This is a genomic window from Pedobacter cryoconitis, from assembly GCF_014207135.1.
GTDB lineage: Bacteria > Bacteroidota > Bacteroidia > Sphingobacteriales > Sphingobacteriaceae > Pedobacter > Pedobacter cryoconitis_D.
In genome coordinates this window covers 16,053-33,331 of sequence record NZ_JACHCC010000009.1, presented here as the reverse complement: position 1 = coordinate 33,331, position 17,279 = coordinate 16,053, and the positions used below count along the sequence as shown (strand labels likewise).

General features: G+C 41.0%; 12 protein-coding genes. 2 read left to right on the top strand and 10 right to left on the bottom strand.

The annotated features are described in order from the left end of the window. Positions 1-7: 7 nt before the first annotated feature. From HDF25_RS16900 to HDF25_RS16875, 6 genes are read right to left on the bottom strand one after another with little or no spacing between them, the layout of a single operon-like run. Positions 8-1,465, bottom strand: coding sequence for a Gfo/Idh/MocA family oxidoreductase (locus tag HDF25_RS16900; RefSeq protein ID WP_184626877.1), 1,458 nt, complete (start codon positions 1,463-1,465; stop codon positions 8-10). Positions 1,466-1,508: 43 nt separating this feature from the next. Next, positions 1,509-1,907, bottom strand: coding sequence for a c-type cytochrome (locus tag HDF25_RS16895; RefSeq protein ID WP_184626875.1), 399 nt, complete (start codon positions 1,905-1,907; stop codon positions 1,509-1,511). Positions 1,908-1,924: 17 nt separating this feature from the next. Further along, the gene (locus tag HDF25_RS16890; protein WP_184626873.1) at positions 1,925-2,980 is read right to left on the bottom strand and encodes a sugar phosphate isomerase/epimerase family protein; all 1,056 of its coding nucleotides are present in this window, start codon (positions 2,978-2,980) and stop codon (positions 1,925-1,927) included. A gap of 5 nt (positions 2,981-2,985) precedes the next feature. Next, positions 2,986-4,143, bottom strand: coding sequence for a Gfo/Idh/MocA family protein (locus HDF25_RS16885; RefSeq protein ID WP_184626871.1), 1,158 nt, complete (start codon positions 4,141-4,143; stop codon positions 2,986-2,988). Then, entirely contained in the window at positions 4,143-5,843 is a 1,701-nt protein-coding gene (locus HDF25_RS16880) for a GMC oxidoreductase (protein WP_184626869.1), read from the bottom strand. Before HDF25_RS16880 ends, HDF25_RS16885 begins: the two co-directional genes overlap by 1 nt. A gap of 20 nt (positions 5,844-5,863) precedes the next feature. Beyond that, positions 5,864-6,508 carry a gluconate 2-dehydrogenase subunit 3 family protein gene (locus HDF25_RS16875; protein ID WP_184626867.1) on the bottom strand — a complete coding sequence of 215 codons (645 nt, stop codon included), beginning with the start codon at positions 6,506-6,508 and terminating at the stop codon, positions 5,864-5,866. Between the two features lie 264 nt (positions 6,509-6,772). On the opposite strand from HDF25_RS16875, the gene HDF25_RS16870 reads away from it, so the two are divergent. Together HDF25_RS16870 and HDF25_RS16865 are read left to right on the top strand one after the other, a co-directional pair. Then, positions 6,773-7,723 carry an NAD-dependent epimerase/dehydratase family protein gene (locus HDF25_RS16870; RefSeq protein ID WP_184626865.1) on the top strand — a complete coding sequence of 317 codons (951 nt, stop codon included), beginning with the start codon at positions 6,773-6,775 and terminating at the stop codon, positions 7,721-7,723. Positions 7,724-7,741: 18 nt separating this feature from the next. After that, the gene (locus HDF25_RS16865; RefSeq protein WP_184626863.1) at positions 7,742-8,467 is read left to right on the top strand and encodes a YebC/PmpR family DNA-binding transcriptional regulator; all 726 of its coding nucleotides are present in this window, start codon (positions 7,742-7,744) and stop codon (positions 8,465-8,467) included. Between the two features lie 376 nt (positions 8,468-8,843). On the opposite strand, the gene HDF25_RS16860 is transcribed toward HDF25_RS16865, so the two are convergent. From HDF25_RS16860 to HDF25_RS16845, 4 genes are all read right to left on the bottom strand, one after another. After that, positions 8,844-10,868 carry a right-handed parallel beta-helix repeat-containing protein gene (locus HDF25_RS16860; protein WP_184626861.1) on the bottom strand — a complete coding sequence of 675 codons (2,025 nt, stop codon included), beginning with the start codon at positions 10,866-10,868 and terminating at the stop codon, positions 8,844-8,846. Between the two features lie 303 nt (positions 10,869-11,171). After that, a complete protein-coding gene (locus HDF25_RS16855) occupies positions 11,172-11,954 on the bottom strand; it encodes a prolyl oligopeptidase family serine peptidase (protein ID WP_184626859.1) in 783 nt (260 codons plus the stop codon). 78 nt (positions 11,955-12,032) lie between these two features. Next, positions 12,033-13,748, bottom strand: coding sequence for a RagB/SusD family nutrient uptake outer membrane protein (locus HDF25_RS16850; protein WP_184626857.1), 1,716 nt, complete (start codon positions 13,746-13,748; stop codon positions 12,033-12,035). A gap of 15 nt (positions 13,749-13,763) precedes the next feature. Continuing rightward, positions 13,764-17,036, bottom strand: a complete 3,273-nt coding sequence (locus HDF25_RS16845; protein ID WP_184626855.1) for a SusC/RagA family TonB-linked outer membrane protein — start codon at positions 17,034-17,036, stop codon at positions 13,764-13,766. Positions 17,037-17,279: the final 243 nt, after the last annotated feature.

Sequence of the window (17,279 nt, the reverse complement as noted above, 5' to 3'; positions counted from 1 at the left end):
CTAATAATTATATACCGAGTGACCAGCCTTTACGGTATTCACGTTTTACATACTGGTTCACTTCATCAAAATTGGTTACTTTCATTTTGTCATTATCCCATAGCAGTTTGATATTTCTGCCAGGGTAACTGATTTTTCCTGCAATATTTTTATGCTGCAGGTCATTAGCCCTTATAGCCAGGTTAGCCATTAACAGAGCCTCTGTCAACGGACCGGCAATTTCAAAAGGAGAACTTAATTCTTTTTTGCCATAACCGGCGATAGCGGCCTCTACCCATTGCGCGTAATGTCCGTCAGCACCATGAGGTACACGTGCAAATCTTTCCGGAACTTTAATATCCTTATTGCGGCTTAACGGTAACAGACGTGGATCAGCACTATAGGTACTGCTCATCATTTTTCCTTTTGTACCGATGAACAAAGTACCGTTTCCACCATCACCAAATACCTCATTGGCTTCCAGTTCTTCGGGACGTGTAGGCTGAATACCACCATCCATCCAGTGAACAGTAATGTCACCCTGGGTTTTAGCTGTTTTAGGGAATTTTAACGTCACATGACTCGAAGGAGGACAGCTGTCAGGGAAATAACCGCGTTTAAATTCATCAACATAGACTGAACCAACACTGGCCTCTACTTCAGATGCATATTTTAAGCCAAGTACACTAAACGGAGCTTCCAGTAAATGGCAGCCCATATCACCTAAGGCGCCTGTTCCGTAATCCCACCAGCCTCTCCAGTTGAAGGGAACCAGCTTTTCTACATAATCTTTAAAAGGAGCAGTATTCAACCATAAATCCCAGTCGAGGGTTTTAGGTACTTCGGCTTTATTGGCTGACCATGGAATACCTTGTGGCCAGACTGGTCTGTCAGTCCAGGCATAAACTGTATGGACATCTCCGATCAGACCTGCATCATACCATTCTTTCATCTGGCGCGGCCCATCGTTTGATGCACCCTGATTGCCCATTTGAGTAACTACTTTGTATTTTCCTGCTGCTTCAGTTAATTTTCTGGCTTCGTAAATATCATGTGTCAGTGGTTTTTGAACATAGACATGTTTTCCAAGCTGCATAGCGGCAAGGGCTATAATGGCATGACTGTGATCCGGTGTGGATACACTGACCGCATCGAAATTTTTATGCTCTTTGTCTAGCAATTCCCGCCAGTCCTTATAAAATTTGGCTTTAGGGAAGTTCTTTACTGTTCCTGCTGCCCGGTTAGTATCTACATCACAAAGAAACCCGATGCCCGCTTTTCCGCTTTTTGCAAAGTTTGAAATATCAGAAGCCCCTTTACCTCCGGCACCAATACCGGCCACAATTAACCTGTCACTTGGAGCTAAGAAGCCATTTCCGCCTAATACATGGCGGGGTACAATCATAAATGCTGCTGCGGCAACGGCCGAAGTTTTAAGAAAGGAACGTCTGCTGGACGCATCTATCTCTTTGTTAGTCTTTTCCATGCTTATAATTTGGTTAGATAGGGGTGTTGGTGTTCCGGAGAACTTATTTTTTTAGTGACAAAATCCAGGTCACCATTTGTTTGGCATCGTCTTTACTCAGGTTAGGGTGTGGAGTCATTGGCAGATCACCCCAGGTTCCTTTACTTCCTTTGATGACTACATCAGCCAGTTTACTGATATTTTCGTCATTGGAAGGGTATTTGGCTGCGATGTCTACATAGGCAGGGCCGATTACCTTTTGTGTTTTATTATGGCAGCCAACACAGTCTGCAGTAGCAATCAGTTTTTCACCAGGCAACATTTCTGATGGAGTCTGTGCTTTGACGGTAGTTTCTGTATCCGACGTTGCTGCTGCAGATCCTTCGCTTTTAGAAGCTCCCGGATTTCCGCATGAAGCTATAGCTAAACTAAAACAGCCCAAAATTAATAGTGTCTTTTTCATCTGTGTGTGTTTATTTATTATTTAATACCTAAGATTTTTTTGTTAAAAGTTTCATCTGCACCTGTCGCAGCGAAATCATCAAACGCCCTGGTCGTAACCGGGATAATATGTTTTTTTATAAATTCGGCACCTTCTCTTGCGCCGGTTTCAGAATCCTTGATACAGCATTCCCATTCCATCACTGCCCATCCTTTGAAATCATACTGAGCAAGCTTACTGAAAATAGTTTTGAAGTCAACCTGTCCATCTCCTGGTGAACGATAACGGCCTGCACGGTCTGCCCAGCCCTGATATCCGCCAAAAGTACCTTGTCTGCCTGTCGGATTAAATTCCGCATCTTTCACATGGAACGCTTTAATACGTTCATGGTAGAAATCAATATACTGGATATAATCCAGCTGTTGTAAGACGAAGTGCGATGGATCATATAAAAGACAAGCTCTTGGATGAAAGTTTACTTTCTCCAGGAACATTTCATAAGTGATTCCATCAAATAAATCTTCGCCCGGATGTATTTCATAACAAACATCTACACCACAGCTGTCAAATTCATTTAATATCGGCAACCAGCGACGGGCAAGTTCTTTAAAACCTTCCTCGACTAAACCTTCAGGTCTTTGTGGCCAGGGATGGAACATATGCCATAAAAGCGATCCGCTAAAAGTGGCATGTGCATTCAGGCCCAGATGCTGGGAAGCTTTAGCCGCATATTTCAGTTGCTGCACTGCCCATTCCGTTCTGGCTTTTGGATTGTTCCTGTACTGGGCAGGTGCAAAACCATCAAACGCCAGGTCATAAGCAGGGTTAACTGCCACCAGCTGTCCCTGTATATGCGTAGATAGTTCAGTAATTTCAAGTCCGTAAGAATTGACTTTACCTTTCAGTTCGTCTGCATAAGTTTTACTCTCGGCTGCTTTTTGCAGATCAATAAACCTATTATCCAGGGTTGGCATCTGGATTCCTTTAAAACCCAGTCCTGCTGCCCATTGACAGATTCCGTCAAGTGAATTAAACGGGGCTTCATCTCCAATAAACTGGGCTAAAAAAACTGCTGGTCCTTTAATTGTTGTCATCGTTGTTATATTTTAAAATCAGACCATTTCTGAGCTGATTGCCCTGAGGCAACTACATTTTCTATAAAAGCCATTCCACGTACACCATCTTCTGCACCAGGGAAATCGAGCATCTCTTCAGTTGGTGTGGTACCATCAAGCTTAGACTTTAAAGTTAACGCGAAATTCCGGTAAATGTTAGCAAAAGCTTCGAGGTATCCTTCGGGGTGTCCGGCAGGAGTTCTGGCATTAAACTGAGCGGCTTTACTCAGATAACCCTGTCCTGCACGATAAGTCTGGCTTGGAGCGTCCAGCCATTTTACCTTTAAGGTATTCGGCTCTTCCTGATGCCATTCCAATCCGCCTTTTTCGCCATATACTTTAATTTTTAAAGCATTTTCTTCACCGGCAGCAATCTGCGAAGCAACCAGTACCCCGTTGGCTCCGTTGTTAAATTTGAGCAGGACATTTCCATCATCATCCAGCGAACGGCCATCTACAACTATATTCAGGTCAGCACAGATTTTGGTAATCTCTAAACCCGAAATATATTCAGCCAACTGTGCAGCGTGGGTGCCAATATCACCCATACAGCCACTGATCCCACTTTTCGAAGGATCAGTTCTCCATGAAGCCTGTTTATTTTCTTCACGTTCTGATGGCAGACTTAACCAGCCCTGAGGATATTCAACAAGGACTTTTCTGATTTTTCCGAAAGCACTGTCCCTGACCATCTGGCGTGCCTGCTTAACCATTGGATAACCAGAATAAGTATAGGTAAGACATAAGATCAAACCGGTTTCATTTACCTTGTCTCTCAGTTGTTTGGCTTCTGCCAGTGTAAAGGTGAATGGCTTATCGATAACGACATGAAAACCATGTTCCAGTGCCATCATCGCAGGTGCGAAATGTGCAAAATTAGGAGTCACTATCGTTACAAAATGCATTCTCTGGTCAGCTGGCAGGAGACTCTCTTTTTCGATCATCTCCTGATAACTTCCGTAATTCCGGTCATCTGCCAGAAACAAAGCTTTTCCCGACTCTTTTGCAGTTTCAGGACTGGAGCTTAAAGCGCCGCAGCAAAGTTCTATATGACCATCTATATTGGCTGCGATACGGTGGACGGCGCCTATAAAGGCATTTTTTCCGCCACCAATCATACCCATTCTGATTTTACCGTTCATTAAATGTTTCCTTTTTTTAATTCAGTTACTGCATAATCTGCTGCCCTTGCTGTTAAAGCCATAAAAGTTAATGAAGGGTTCTGGCAGGCAATAGAAGGCATGCATGATCCGTCAGTGACAAATACGTTTTTAACTTCGTGCATCTGGTTCCATTTATTCAATACTGAAGTTTTAGGGTCGTTACCCATACGTGCAGTTCCCTGTTCGTGGATAGCCATACCTGGCGAAGATCCGGCATCGTAAGTCTGTACATTTTTGATACCTGATGCCTCCAGCATTTCTGCTGCGTCATTCATCATATCAATACGCATTTTCTCCTCGTTACCTTTAAATTCACAGTCGATAGCCAGTACTGGCATTCCCCATTTATCTTTTTTGGTTTTATCGATATATACTCTGTTCTCATGATAAGGTAAAGCCTCTCCGAAACCACCCAGTCCCATTTTCCAGGCACCTGGTTGTGTCATCAGGTCTTTAAAGTCACCGCCAAAAGCAAGTTCAGCTACGTCTTTATGCCATCCGGTACGGCTCGCACCACCCTGATAACCAAATCCACGCAGGTAACCGCGTTTATCACTGCCCATGTTCTGGTATCTTGGAATATAAATACCATTAGCTCTTCTGCCATAAGTATATTTATCATCAAATCCTTCTGCATCACCCGAAGCGCCACAGCGGAAATGGTGATCCATTAAATTATGTCCAAGTTCTCCGCTTCCATTTCCTAATCCGTTAGGATGCTCGGCAGAAGTAGAGTTCAGCAGTAAAAATGTACTGCCTAAAGTAGAACCGTTTACAAAGACAATTTTAGCATGATATTCTATATGTTCTTTGGTTTCCGAATCTATGATCATTACGCCGGTTGCCTTCTGGCTTTCTTTATCATAAATGATATGATCAACCAATGAGTAAGGACGTAAAGTAAGGTTTCCTGTAGCAACTGCTGCCGGAAGGGTAGAAGACTGGGTGCTGAAATAAGCCCCGAAAGGACAACCTCTGCTGCAACGGTCACGGTACTGGCAACTTCCTCTTCCTCCGTGAGGAACAGTCAGGTTAGCTGTACGGCCGATAGTCATAATCCTGGATTTATTCCATTTGTCTTCAATCCGTTTTTTAACAGATTTTTCTACGCAGTTCATCTCCATTGGAGGCAAAAACTGTCCGTCAGGAAGAGCAGGCCAGTTTTCTGCCTGTCCGCTGATCCCTGCAAAACGTTCTACGTGATCGTACCACGGACTTAAATCTTTATATCTGATAGGCCAGTCGACACCATGGCCATCTTTTTTATTGTCTTCAAAATTCAGGTCACTGAAGCGGTAACTTTGTCTGCCCCACATCAATGATTTTCCACCTACATGGAAGCCACGGTACCAGTCAAATCGTTTTACCTCTGTATACGGACATTCGTGATCGTTTACCCAAAAACTTGCGTTAAATTCCTGGTAAGGGTAATCGCGTTTCTGAACCGGGTGAAGATCTTTTTCCTCTTCGGTTAATCTTCCGCGGTGTTCAAACTCCCAGGGTTTTTTCATCGCCGTGGTATAGTCTTTAATATGTTCTATATTTCTGCCGCGTTCAAGCAGCAAAACTTTAAGTCCTTTTTCAGTGAGTTCTTTCGCAGCCCATCCTCCGCTTATTCCAGATCCGACTACTATGGCATCATATGTATTTTGTGCGGTTGCTTTTGTATTTAAATTCATCTCGTTTTTAGGTGGTTAGGTTATGCGTAAACTCTCTGTCCTGGTTTCAGATCTACACAGCCATCGTAACGGCCTGGAATATCTATATATTCAAGTGCTTGTGTAGCACCTATTTCTGAAGTGAAATAACCTAGCAGGGTTAAATCTCTTGCTATAGCAAAAAAGTAAGATGGTCCCTGAGGCCCGTACTTAGCGGCTTTAACAGTGCCTGTGAGTGCTTTTCCTTTGGCTTTTTCGGCCGCTGCGTTTTTCTCGCCATCGGCTTTTTGCGCAGCAACGGTTTCATCTCTTACCTTTCCAAGTAATTGTTCGCGTTCTTTTGCCGTAATTTTAAGGAATGAATTGTTGTATTGTTTTTTAGCACGGGCTTCGAGATCTTCCAGCCCTTTTACAAATACGTCTTGTGCTTCTTTCGGGTAACAATCCCTGACCATCATTGAAATCCATGGACCAACTCCGGCTGCTTTTGCGCCTGGTGTTTTTGTTGAAGGAATAATGGTGTCTGCTATTTCCGTGATCAGCTGATCCTGATTTGCTGAAAATAGTTCCGATCCTTTTTTGGCAGGAGGAGTGTTACAGCCTTCAAGAAATACTCCGATTGTAGTAGCAGATAATGCGCCTCCCATTAAAAAAGCGATGTTTCTGACTGCGTCTCTTCTTTCCATACTTATATTTGGTTATTTAAGGTGTTGTTTGTACACTATCAACTCTTAAAAATAGAAAAAAATAAGCTTAACGAATAATATGTCTGGACTAATTCTTTCATATCTTATTTTTGTTACACCCTATATTCATTCTAAATAAGTATTTAGCAAAGCGACAGGTCAATATACTGCTGTATAGTATTGTGATTTATCAACATGATGATGTAGAAACATTTTTCAATAGGTTTCGCGCAATTTTTTACCTTTGCCAAAATCAAATAACCAATGACTGAGAAAATATTAGTATTAGGCTCTAACGGGCAGATAGGAACTGAACTGGTTACTGCGTTGCGTATTACTTATGGTGAGGACAATGTGGTTGCCTGTGATATCAGACGTCCTGATTATGATATCAAGAATTCAGGACCTTTTGAATTCGTCAATGTTTTAGAGAAGGATACTTTAAATACCATTTTTAATAAATATAAACCTACTCAGGTATATCTGCTTGCTGCATTATTATCTGCTACTGGTGAACAGAATCCAAAACTGGCCTGGGACCTGAATATGAACGGCCTGCTGAATATCCTGGATCTGGCAATTGTTTATAAAACGGCAAAAGTTTACTGGCCAAGTTCAATTGCAGTATTCGGACCTAATTCTCCGAAGGACCAAACGCCACAATATTGTGTAATGGACCCTAATACTGTTTATGGAATTAGTAAATTAGCAGGAGAAAGATGGTGTGAGTATTACCATCAGAAATTTGGTCTTGATGTGCGGAGTATCCGTTATCCGGGACTGATCAGCTGGAAAGCTGCTCCGGGTGGTGGTACAACCGATTATGCAATACATATTTTTCATGATGCTTTAAAGAAAGCAAGTTATGCTTCTTTCCTTTCGGCAGAAACGGAATTACCAATGATGTATATGGATGATGCGATCCGCGGAACAATAGAATTAATGGATGCCCCGGCAGACAAAATTTCTATCCGTTCAAGTTATAATTTTGCAGGTGTAAGTTTCACGCCCGAAATTCTTGCGGCTGAAATCAGGAAACACATTCCTGAATTTACATTAACTTACACAGCTAATGATCCCCGTCAGCAGATTGCTGCTAGCTGGCCACGTTCTATGGACGATCAGCAGGCAAGACTGGACTGGGGCTGGAAACCGGAATTTGATCTGTCAAAAATGACGGCAGATATGTTAAATAATTTAAAAAAGATAGGGTAAAACTCTTTAATTTATACCATGGGAAGAGCATTTGAGTTCAGAAAAGAAAGAAAATTTAAACGTTGGGCTAAAATGGCAGTGCAATTCACCCGTATTGGGAAAGAAATTGTAATGGCCGTAAAGGACGGCGGTCCGAATCCTGATACGAATTCCCGTTTACGCACGGCAATTCAAAACTCTAAAGCGGTAAATATGCCGAAGGATAGGGTGGATGCTGCTATTAAAAGGGCATCTAACAAGGATGAAAACGGTTATGAAGAGCATGTATATGAAGGTTACGCTTTACATGGTGTAGCTGTATTAATTGAAACGGCAACTGATAATACGAACAGAACTGTAGCTAACGTACGTAGTTATTTCAGTAAAACTGGTGGGTCATTAGGTAAAACGGGTTCACTTGATTTTATATTCAACCGTAAATCTATTTTTAGGTTTGTACCGGGAGAAAAGGATATGGAAGAACTGGAATTCGAACTGATCGACGCTGGCCTGGAAGAACTTTACCTGGAATCTGACGAGGAAGGTAATGACATCGCTGTTGTTCAGACTGCTTTTGAAGATTTTGGTAAAATGCAGAAAGCACTGGAAGACCTGGGATTTGAAATGAAAAGTGCAAAACTGGAACGTATCGCGCTTTCAACTACACCTATTTCTGAAGAACAGGCCGCGGATGTGTTAAAACTGATCGATAAACTGGAAGAAGATGATGATGTGCAGGCGGTTTACCACAACATGACGGAGTAGGAATCCGTTTGTCTAAGAAGGCGTCCAAATAAAAAACCTGGTGTTTTTTGAAGCTTCTTCTATGGAAGATCAACGTCAAAAAACAGCAGGTTTTTTCGTTTGGAAGCAGGTAAAATAATAGCCAGGTATTTTTTTTGTGCCGCATTCCGGAAAACGGAATATGCACAACAAAATACCTGGCTATTATTTTATTCACAGGTCTTCCCAAATAAAAAAAAGCCAGATGTTTTACTGAATGTATCCCTCATAGACAGAACAATTCACAAAAAACACCAGGCTCATTATTTTCTCACAGCTTTAACCAAATCGGATTCGGGAGAGAAATCCAAAAGAGATTATCTGTTATATTTGAAAAAACTTTTGAATGCTTATTTGACTAAATGCCTGACTTAGGGGGATTCAAACTTTGAAAAACAGCATCCGCTGTTTTATTCCCAGCATTGTCAAAGAGAAATGGGGATTTAATCAGCAATGATTCCTGAGTGTCATCCAGAAAAACAAAATCTCCAGCCTTTACCCGGTAAGGCAGATAACCAAAGGTTGGAATGGTAAAGGATGGGGAATCTGCATGTTTATACAGGTTTTTTCTCGTGTTGAAGAACGAGGTGTATTCAGCATCAGCAAGACCGATCTCCCTGATTGGGGTTGAATTTAAAGGTGTAATTATTCTATTATTAATGAAATCGAGACCCTTAATTGACCCCGCATCCGAGAAACGTAATACGGATTTAGCTTTACTCAGGTTATTGGTATCTCTTATTCCCAACTCGCTAATTGTATTGTTCTTAATAATTATATCGTTTCCTGTACCGATTACCTTGATCACACTCTCGGAAGGATTAGGGCCGGGATTTAATGAACAGGCACCATAGAAGGTGTTCTCTTCTACAATTGCACTTTCTTGAAGTTCCAGAAATTCCACTACAGAATTATGGAAAGTATTGAAAGAAATTTGGGTGATTGTTCCATAATTGAAAGAAAGGCCTTTTTTTAGGTTTAAGAAAGTATTAGACTTTAACTGATTGCTATTGCTGTCCAGATAGATAATGAAACCACTTACACTCGTAGATTTTACACAATTAAAGATGTTGTTTTCTATGATTATACTCCGGCATGCTTTAGCAGTTCCAATCCCAGCCAAATCGCTACCAAATTTATCATCACTTATAAATGTATTCCCTCTAAATATAATACTATAGGTAATTAGTATTGAATCCTTACCAGCTTTAGGGTTTTCGTTCCCATCATCATTGACCTGAAATCCGGTGTTTGTTATGGTATTATTCAGGAATAATAAATCTGTACCTCCGCTGACAGTTGCGCCCCTGGCTGCCCCGTTATCGAAATTACATGACTCCATGGTTATGTTTTTTGGATTATGACCAGTTGTGAAATGCTGATACCCTTTTCCAATACCGGTATTATCACCAGTAAAAATAGAGTTTAGTACCTTTACATTACTAATGCCATTTCCCCAAACCTTAAATGCAGCAGAATAGTTATTCTTAAAATAACATCTCTCGAAAAGTACATTATCTACGATATTATCATCTGAATAAGGTTCAATGTCAACACCGCATGCTGGATCTGTACCTTTAGTATTCGTAAAACGACAGGCAAAAAAAGTCAGGTTCTTACCGCCCTCGACACTCATACCCTGACGCCTGTTGTTGTCGGCAGTACATCTGTTGAAATATATGTTCTGATTTAATGTGATTCCGGAAGTATCATTAATGACCTGCAGATTGAAACCGTCTCCCCAGCAATCTGAAGCTGTGAGGTCTTCTACATAAACATTTTCACACCCGCTTATGGCTAATCCATAACCCCATTCTCCACCCCGGGTAGCTGTAAAATATCTGTCCCCAACAAGATGACCTCCTTTAATGGTTACATTTTTTTTACCATAGATCCTGATAATGTTATAAGCAGTGTTCTGATTATTGATAGCTTTTAAATAACAACCGTCATCCATCAGGAGGGTACTGTTGTCATTAAGGTAAATACCACCCTTATCTATTAAGAATCCTGAGGCACTCGGATCGTAAAACTCGTAATGTGCCTTAATCATAAAGGTTCCCTTGGGAATTCTAACTGAAAACTTACCAGCAGCATAATTGATGGCATTTTGTATAGCCACTGTATCATCATTGATCCCATCGCCGAGAGCCCCGAACCAGGTAACAAGAACTTCATTTCCATGTGCTCTCTTAAAACGCTTGCCATCTAGTGAGACTAAAATAGTACCTGTGTTATCCGCGGAAGTTGTATCCGCAGAATCGTAATACCAGATTCCTTTGTAGTTTTGGTCGGTTATATAAAACTGATCTGTTGTGATAGGGTTGTTGATGTCTCTTAATCCCTTAATTGTTGTGGTTTGTAATGGGGCAAAATCTGTCATTTTTCTCTTGTTTTGATTTAAATGTACAGAAGTTTATTTCAGGTAATTTTTGATATCGGCCCCAAATTTTCGATAACTTTTTGATCAGATATTGGATAGAATTACCTTGGGAATGATCAAAGTTTTATATGGATTAGTTTGAATGGGTTGTTCATGCGTTTTTTCTGTTTTTTATCAGGAATAAAACGCTGAATATCCTGGCTAATATTATGAAAACCAGAAAAGGGGGAAGGAGAAAAACAGGGCTTAATAAGCAAAGAGGCACTGTATTAGAATACAGTGCCTCTTCTATTTTTGACCGGATTATTTCTGATGACTAAACAACCAGGGGATAAGGGTCGGTTCAGCAAAAGCCGAATCCCAGCTGTTATGGTTATCATCGGGATAAAGGGTGAATTTAACTTCTTTACCAATAATCTTCAGTTGATTGGCTATGGTTGTTGATAATACCGGCGGTACTACATCATCCTTTCCTCCATGGAAAATCCAAAGCGGAACATTTTTATACTTATCTACGTTCGCAATGTTATCACCACCACAAATACTGAATGCTGCAGCAAAAGTTTTAGGTTTACGTTTTAATAATTCGAAAGTTCCCATGCCACCCATTGACAATCCACCAACATATACCTGTTTATGATTCACATAAGGTTTCTCCAGAAAATTATCTATCATACCCAAAAGGGCCTTCATTGCCTTTGTTGGTTTCCCGCCTTTCTGGAAATCAAAGTTTCTCTTGCCAGCCGAATCTGTTGAGAACTTCACATTCGACCAGAAACTGTCTTCAGAACACTGAGGGAAAATGATAATCGCAGGATACTTCTGACGAAGATCATCCTTCAGGAATAATTTTCCGCCATGATCCAGCTGCTTCGCATTATCATGACCTCTTTCTCCACTGCCATGCAGAAAAAATACAACGGGGTACTGTTGTTTGGCATCGAAATGTTCGGGAAATAAAATACGGTAAGAGATCGTATCCTTACCATTGATATAACTACCCTTATCATATTTTTTGAGATCCTGCGCCTTTGTCTGCAAGATGAACAGGATAGAAAATAAGAGAATTAATTGGAAATGTTTCATACGTAAAATTAAAAAACCCGCTCGGATTTAAGCGGGTTTTAATAAATTAATATTTCTTGTAATTGGCGTTAGACTGCATTAATAACCTGTATTTTGTTTTAATGCACCCTGACTCCTGTCAATCTGATCCTGTGGCAGAGGGAAATAACTGTCACGTGGATTTATTGTAATGCCACTCAGATAACCGAAAAAGCCTCCTTCAAAACCGAAATAACTTTCCAGTGTCTGTTTAGCAGTACCCCAGCGTACAAGGTCAAAGAATCTATGTCCTTCAAGGGCAAGTTCCAGTCTGCGTTCAAAACGAACAGCATTTCTGGCGTAATCTGCACCTGGGAATGAAGTATAAAGACCAACTTTATAGGCTGCTGCCGGTACCCCATTGATTAATTTCGGAGGTAACTGAGAAGCCCTTTGTCTGACTTTATTTACTAATGTCATCGCCCTGCCCAGATCGCCAGTCTCCACCGCACATTCAGCAGCCATCAAATAAATATCAGCAAGACGAATAATATTCACATTCAATGCAGTAATATTAGTATTTCCAGGAGCACTTCCACTACCGATCTGCGCTGCTTCAATAACATTTTTATAAGGGACAAAAGGTCCGCCATTACTAGGGTCACGGATCCAGGTATCACCACCCATTAATCCCCAGTCACGATAAGGAACTCCTCTTCTGCCCATCGTATAATCAATCCTTGGATCTAAGGCTATCGTTTGATCCACCTGATAAGTAAGTTTATCAGATGCAGATAAACCTAAATCAGATTTATAAGGATTATTGCGATAACTGCCGTCAAGTAATGGTAAACCATTGGCATCCACTTTGTAAGCATTGGCCAGGTCAATGGAAGGCTGAAAAAATCCACAGCAGTTGATTGGCAAACCATTACCATATGGGAAGTTCAGCATATCACCAACGTTTCCATTATCACCACCAGTTCCATCAGTTCCTACAGAGTGCTGTACAGAAAAAACAGCTTCAGGACCATTCTTTTTCGTAATATCAAAGTTATCAGTATATGGTAAAGTCACCAGATCTGGTTTTGCCAGAATAACTGCATTTAATAAGGCATAAGCTTCAGCATATTTTTTCTGATATAAAAATACCTTTCCAAGATATGACTGTGCAATATATTTATCCATACGTCCTACCTGGTTCTTCGGTTTTGTAGCCGGCAGATTGGTCACCGCAAACTGAAGATCATCTACGATATTAGGATAAATATCCTTATCATTCGGAACTGTAGGAGTTGTCGTCGCTTCAGTAACATAAGGGACGTTTTTGAAAATCCTGACCAGGAAAAAATAATAATGCGCACGGAGCATTCTGGCTTCACCCTGAATTTCCAGAGCACGCGCATCAGGAAATTTAACTGTACCGCCGCCAGCTTGTAAGGAAGCCAAAACTTTAAGGGTGTTATTACAGCGTTGTATACCCTCAAAACATCTGTCCCAGATATTAGCTATGTTATCATTTGTACTGGTGGGCGCATGACGTTCAATCTGGTTCATGTTCGGCTGATCACCATTGTTACTGCCCTTATGTGCATTATCTGAAGAAACTTCACCAAATAACCATTGACTTGGTGCAGCACCATAATTGCCCCAGGTACCATTCAGATTACCATTAAGCAGGCCATAAGCACCTACAAGCAGACCCTCAACACCATCCTGACTGGTTAATTGTGGTACGGTTAACCCACCTTGCGGCTGAACGGCTAAAAAATCCTTCTTGCAGGAATAAATGCTGCAAATTAAAAAGGATAAGAAAATATATTTTAAGTGTTTCATCTTTATATCTTTTAGTTAAAATCCAACATTAATACCAATTAGAAACTGACGTGGGGAAGGATAAACACCTTTATCAACTCCAAGAGCTGAGAAGGTATCTGCCGGTGGACCAGCATTTCCTACAGCAGCCGATGCATCCCTTGTCTGGCTCACTTCCGGATCAAGACCCGTGTATTTAGTAATGGTGAAAAGATTCGTTGCGCTTACATATACTCTTAATTTATTAATACCCGATTTTGGACCAAACATTTTAGTCGTAGGGAACGAGTAACCAATTTGTATATTCTTCATTCTGAAATAACTTCCTTTCTGAACATAATAACTGGAAGAAGCATATTCAAGATCGGATACACCAACATAAGATGAAGGGATCATACTTGTCGGATTAGTCGGGCTCCAGGCATTCAATAACCTGGTACTTCTTGCCCCATCAAACGTTGGGAAATCTGTAAAATAACGGGTCGCTTCGTACAAATCATTACCCTGAACACCATTGAAGAAGGCGGCAATATCAAAGTTTTTATAAGATGCATTCAGGCTTAATGAATACATAAAATCCGGGTTCGGGTTTCCAATAATCGTACGGTCACTCGGATCTATCTTGCCGTCACCATTAACATCTGCATAACGGAAACCACCAACTCTTGCTCCGGTATAAGAAGGATATTTGGCCAGATCAGCAGCATTCTGGTAAATTCCAGCAACTTTGTATCCATAAAAAGCACCAAAAGGCTGTCCTTCCTCCATAATACTGGTTTGCAAACTTCTGTAATTACCATAAGGTTGTTTATCAATTCCAGGCGCAAGCTTCACGATTTTATTGACATTCTTAGAGAAATTCACACCCACATCAAACTTAAATGGACTGTCTTCTTTACGGCCATAATGGTAAGCCAGGGAGAATTCAACCCCCTTATTACTCATATCACCTACGTTCTGGTAAGGAGAACTACCCAACCCTACTGCCGTTGAAGGCAGTGGAACAGGATAAAGCATGTCCGTAGTTTTTCTGTTATACCAATCTAATGAACCGTCAAAAGCTCCGCTTAACAAGGTAAAGTCAAGACCAATATTCAGAGAGCTTAATGATTCCCATTTGATATTAGGATTCTGATATTGGTTCTGCCATACGCCTGTAGTCAGATTGTTTCCGCCGCCAACTGCATAAGCAGCGCTGGATATTGAGCTCTGGAAGATGTTTAGATATTGATTTCCAGGTATTCTCTGATTACCTGTCCGGCCATAACCAACTCTTAGTTTCAGATCGGTTACCCATTTGATACTTTTCATGAAATCTTCTTCAGAAATTCTCCAGGCAGCACTTGCAGCAGGATAGAAACCGTATTTGTTGGCAGGGCCAAAGTTTGAAGAACCATCGCGGCGCATAGTGATACTAGCCAGATAGCGGTCATGATATGAATAGTCAATCTTTCCAAATAAGGAAAAAAGCGACCCTATTGATCCATAACTGGAATTACTGATATTAGAAGAACCAGTATTCAGATAGTAGTAATCCTGATTGCCTAATAAGAAGAAATCGTTTCTTCCACCATTCAGTTGTCTGGTTCTGGAGCGAATGGCTTCAGTACCTACTAATACATTCAGGCGGTGCTTTTCGTTAATTACCTTGCTATAGTTCAAAGTATTTGTCCAGGTCCACTCTGTATTATAACCCTGATATTCATTCAGGTTATTCGAGTTGTTCCCTTCCGAAAACTCCAGGTTCGGATAACGCATTGATAAACCGTTAAAGTTCTCATAGCGCAGACCGAAATTAGTCCTCAATACTAAACCAGGAATGATATCTCCTTCTGCAAATACATTACCGAAGAAGAAGTTACTTTTATTTTTATTGTCTTTTGCACGATACAAGAAAGCCAGCGGGTTTTCCGCATTTCCCAGGTTACTGCCGCGGCTACCCGCAAAGTTTCCCATGATATCATAAACAGGAATAATAGTGGGGATACGATACGCCCATCCGATAGCACTTCCCTGATCCTGATAATCACCGGATACGTTAGGGTTTACCCCTAATCCATAACCTTCAGAATAGCTATACTGTGCATTTTCACCAAAACGAACTCTTTTATTAAAAGCTGAGATGTTTGTATTGGTTCTAAAATTATAGCGTTTGAAACCAGTATATCTTATAGTTCCTTTCTGGTCCAGATAACCACCAGAAAAAGTATAAGTTGCGTTTTCTCCACCACCAGTTGCACTTAACTGATAGTTCTGGATAGGTGCACTATCCGTGATTTCGTCAAACCAGTTTGTACCTTGCTTATTTGCCTTGGTAATCTGATAAAAAGTAGCCGGATCACGGCTGTAGTTATATTTTGAAGGATCTGCATCAGCAGGAGTCACATCCTGACCTGTTTTTGGACCAGCAACAAGATAGTCCGGAAGGGTAGGTGTTGCACCATTTCCATAGTTTGTACCTGTCAAAGGCGTAAGTCCCGCATTCTTATAGCCAGCAAACAGATAGTCGGCATATTGCTGAGGGTTCATCATTTTAGGAAATGAACTTTTTCTTGGTGCCTGTATACCGAAGTAAGTATCAAATGTGATCTTAGGTGTACCTGCCACTCCTTTTTTAGTCGTAATGATGACAACCCCGTTATTTGCTCTCGATCCGTAAATTGAAGCCGATGAAGCATCTTTTAACACTTGCAGACTCTCAATATCATTCTGATTTAACCAGGAGAGTTTACCTTCAAAAGGTACGCCGTCAATGACATACAAGGGTTCGTTATTATTGATCGTACTCACCCCACGTATTCTGATCTGAGGTGTCGCACCTGGTGCACCATCGTTGATGATTTGCACACCCGTAGCTTTACCCTGCAATGCTTCTACGGCACTTGCGGCTGGCTGAGATTTGAGCAGACCCATATTGACTACTGATACGGCCCCGGTTAAATCCTTCTTTCGCTGAGAAGTATATCCGGTAACAACAACTTCAGTTAAATTATTGTTGTCAGCCAGCAGAACGATAGTCACATTAGATTGCCTGCCCACCGGAACTTCTTTTGTTCCATAGCCTACAAAAGAGACAATTAATACATCTGTGGGTTTTACCTGTAGTGCGAATGCACCGTTGGCATCTGTGGTTGTTCCTCCCGGAGAATTCTTGATTTTAATGGAGGCGCCGATAATGGGCATTTTGTCATCACTGGCAATGACTTTTCCGATAAATTTGGTTTGTGCGCTTGCGCTGCCGACAGCACAGCACAAACTCATACACAAGAGGAGGATGACCCTCTTGATAAGTGGTAAATTTCGTTGCATAAGTTATATTTGGTTTAGGTGAAGGGAATAGTGGTGTTAATTTGTTTTTTCTATAGCTAAGTTTTTAAGTGTGAATATTGGACTGGTGTAGTAAATACACTATATATGTGTAATTCGTACACTAAACCTAAACTAAAGAAAGGAAAGTATAAATCCAATAGCTAAAAGGTTTTTTATTTTCTTTGTGGGATATGGTATTTTTCGATTCGACAAAAATGGTCTTTCCATGCTTGCTGGAAAATT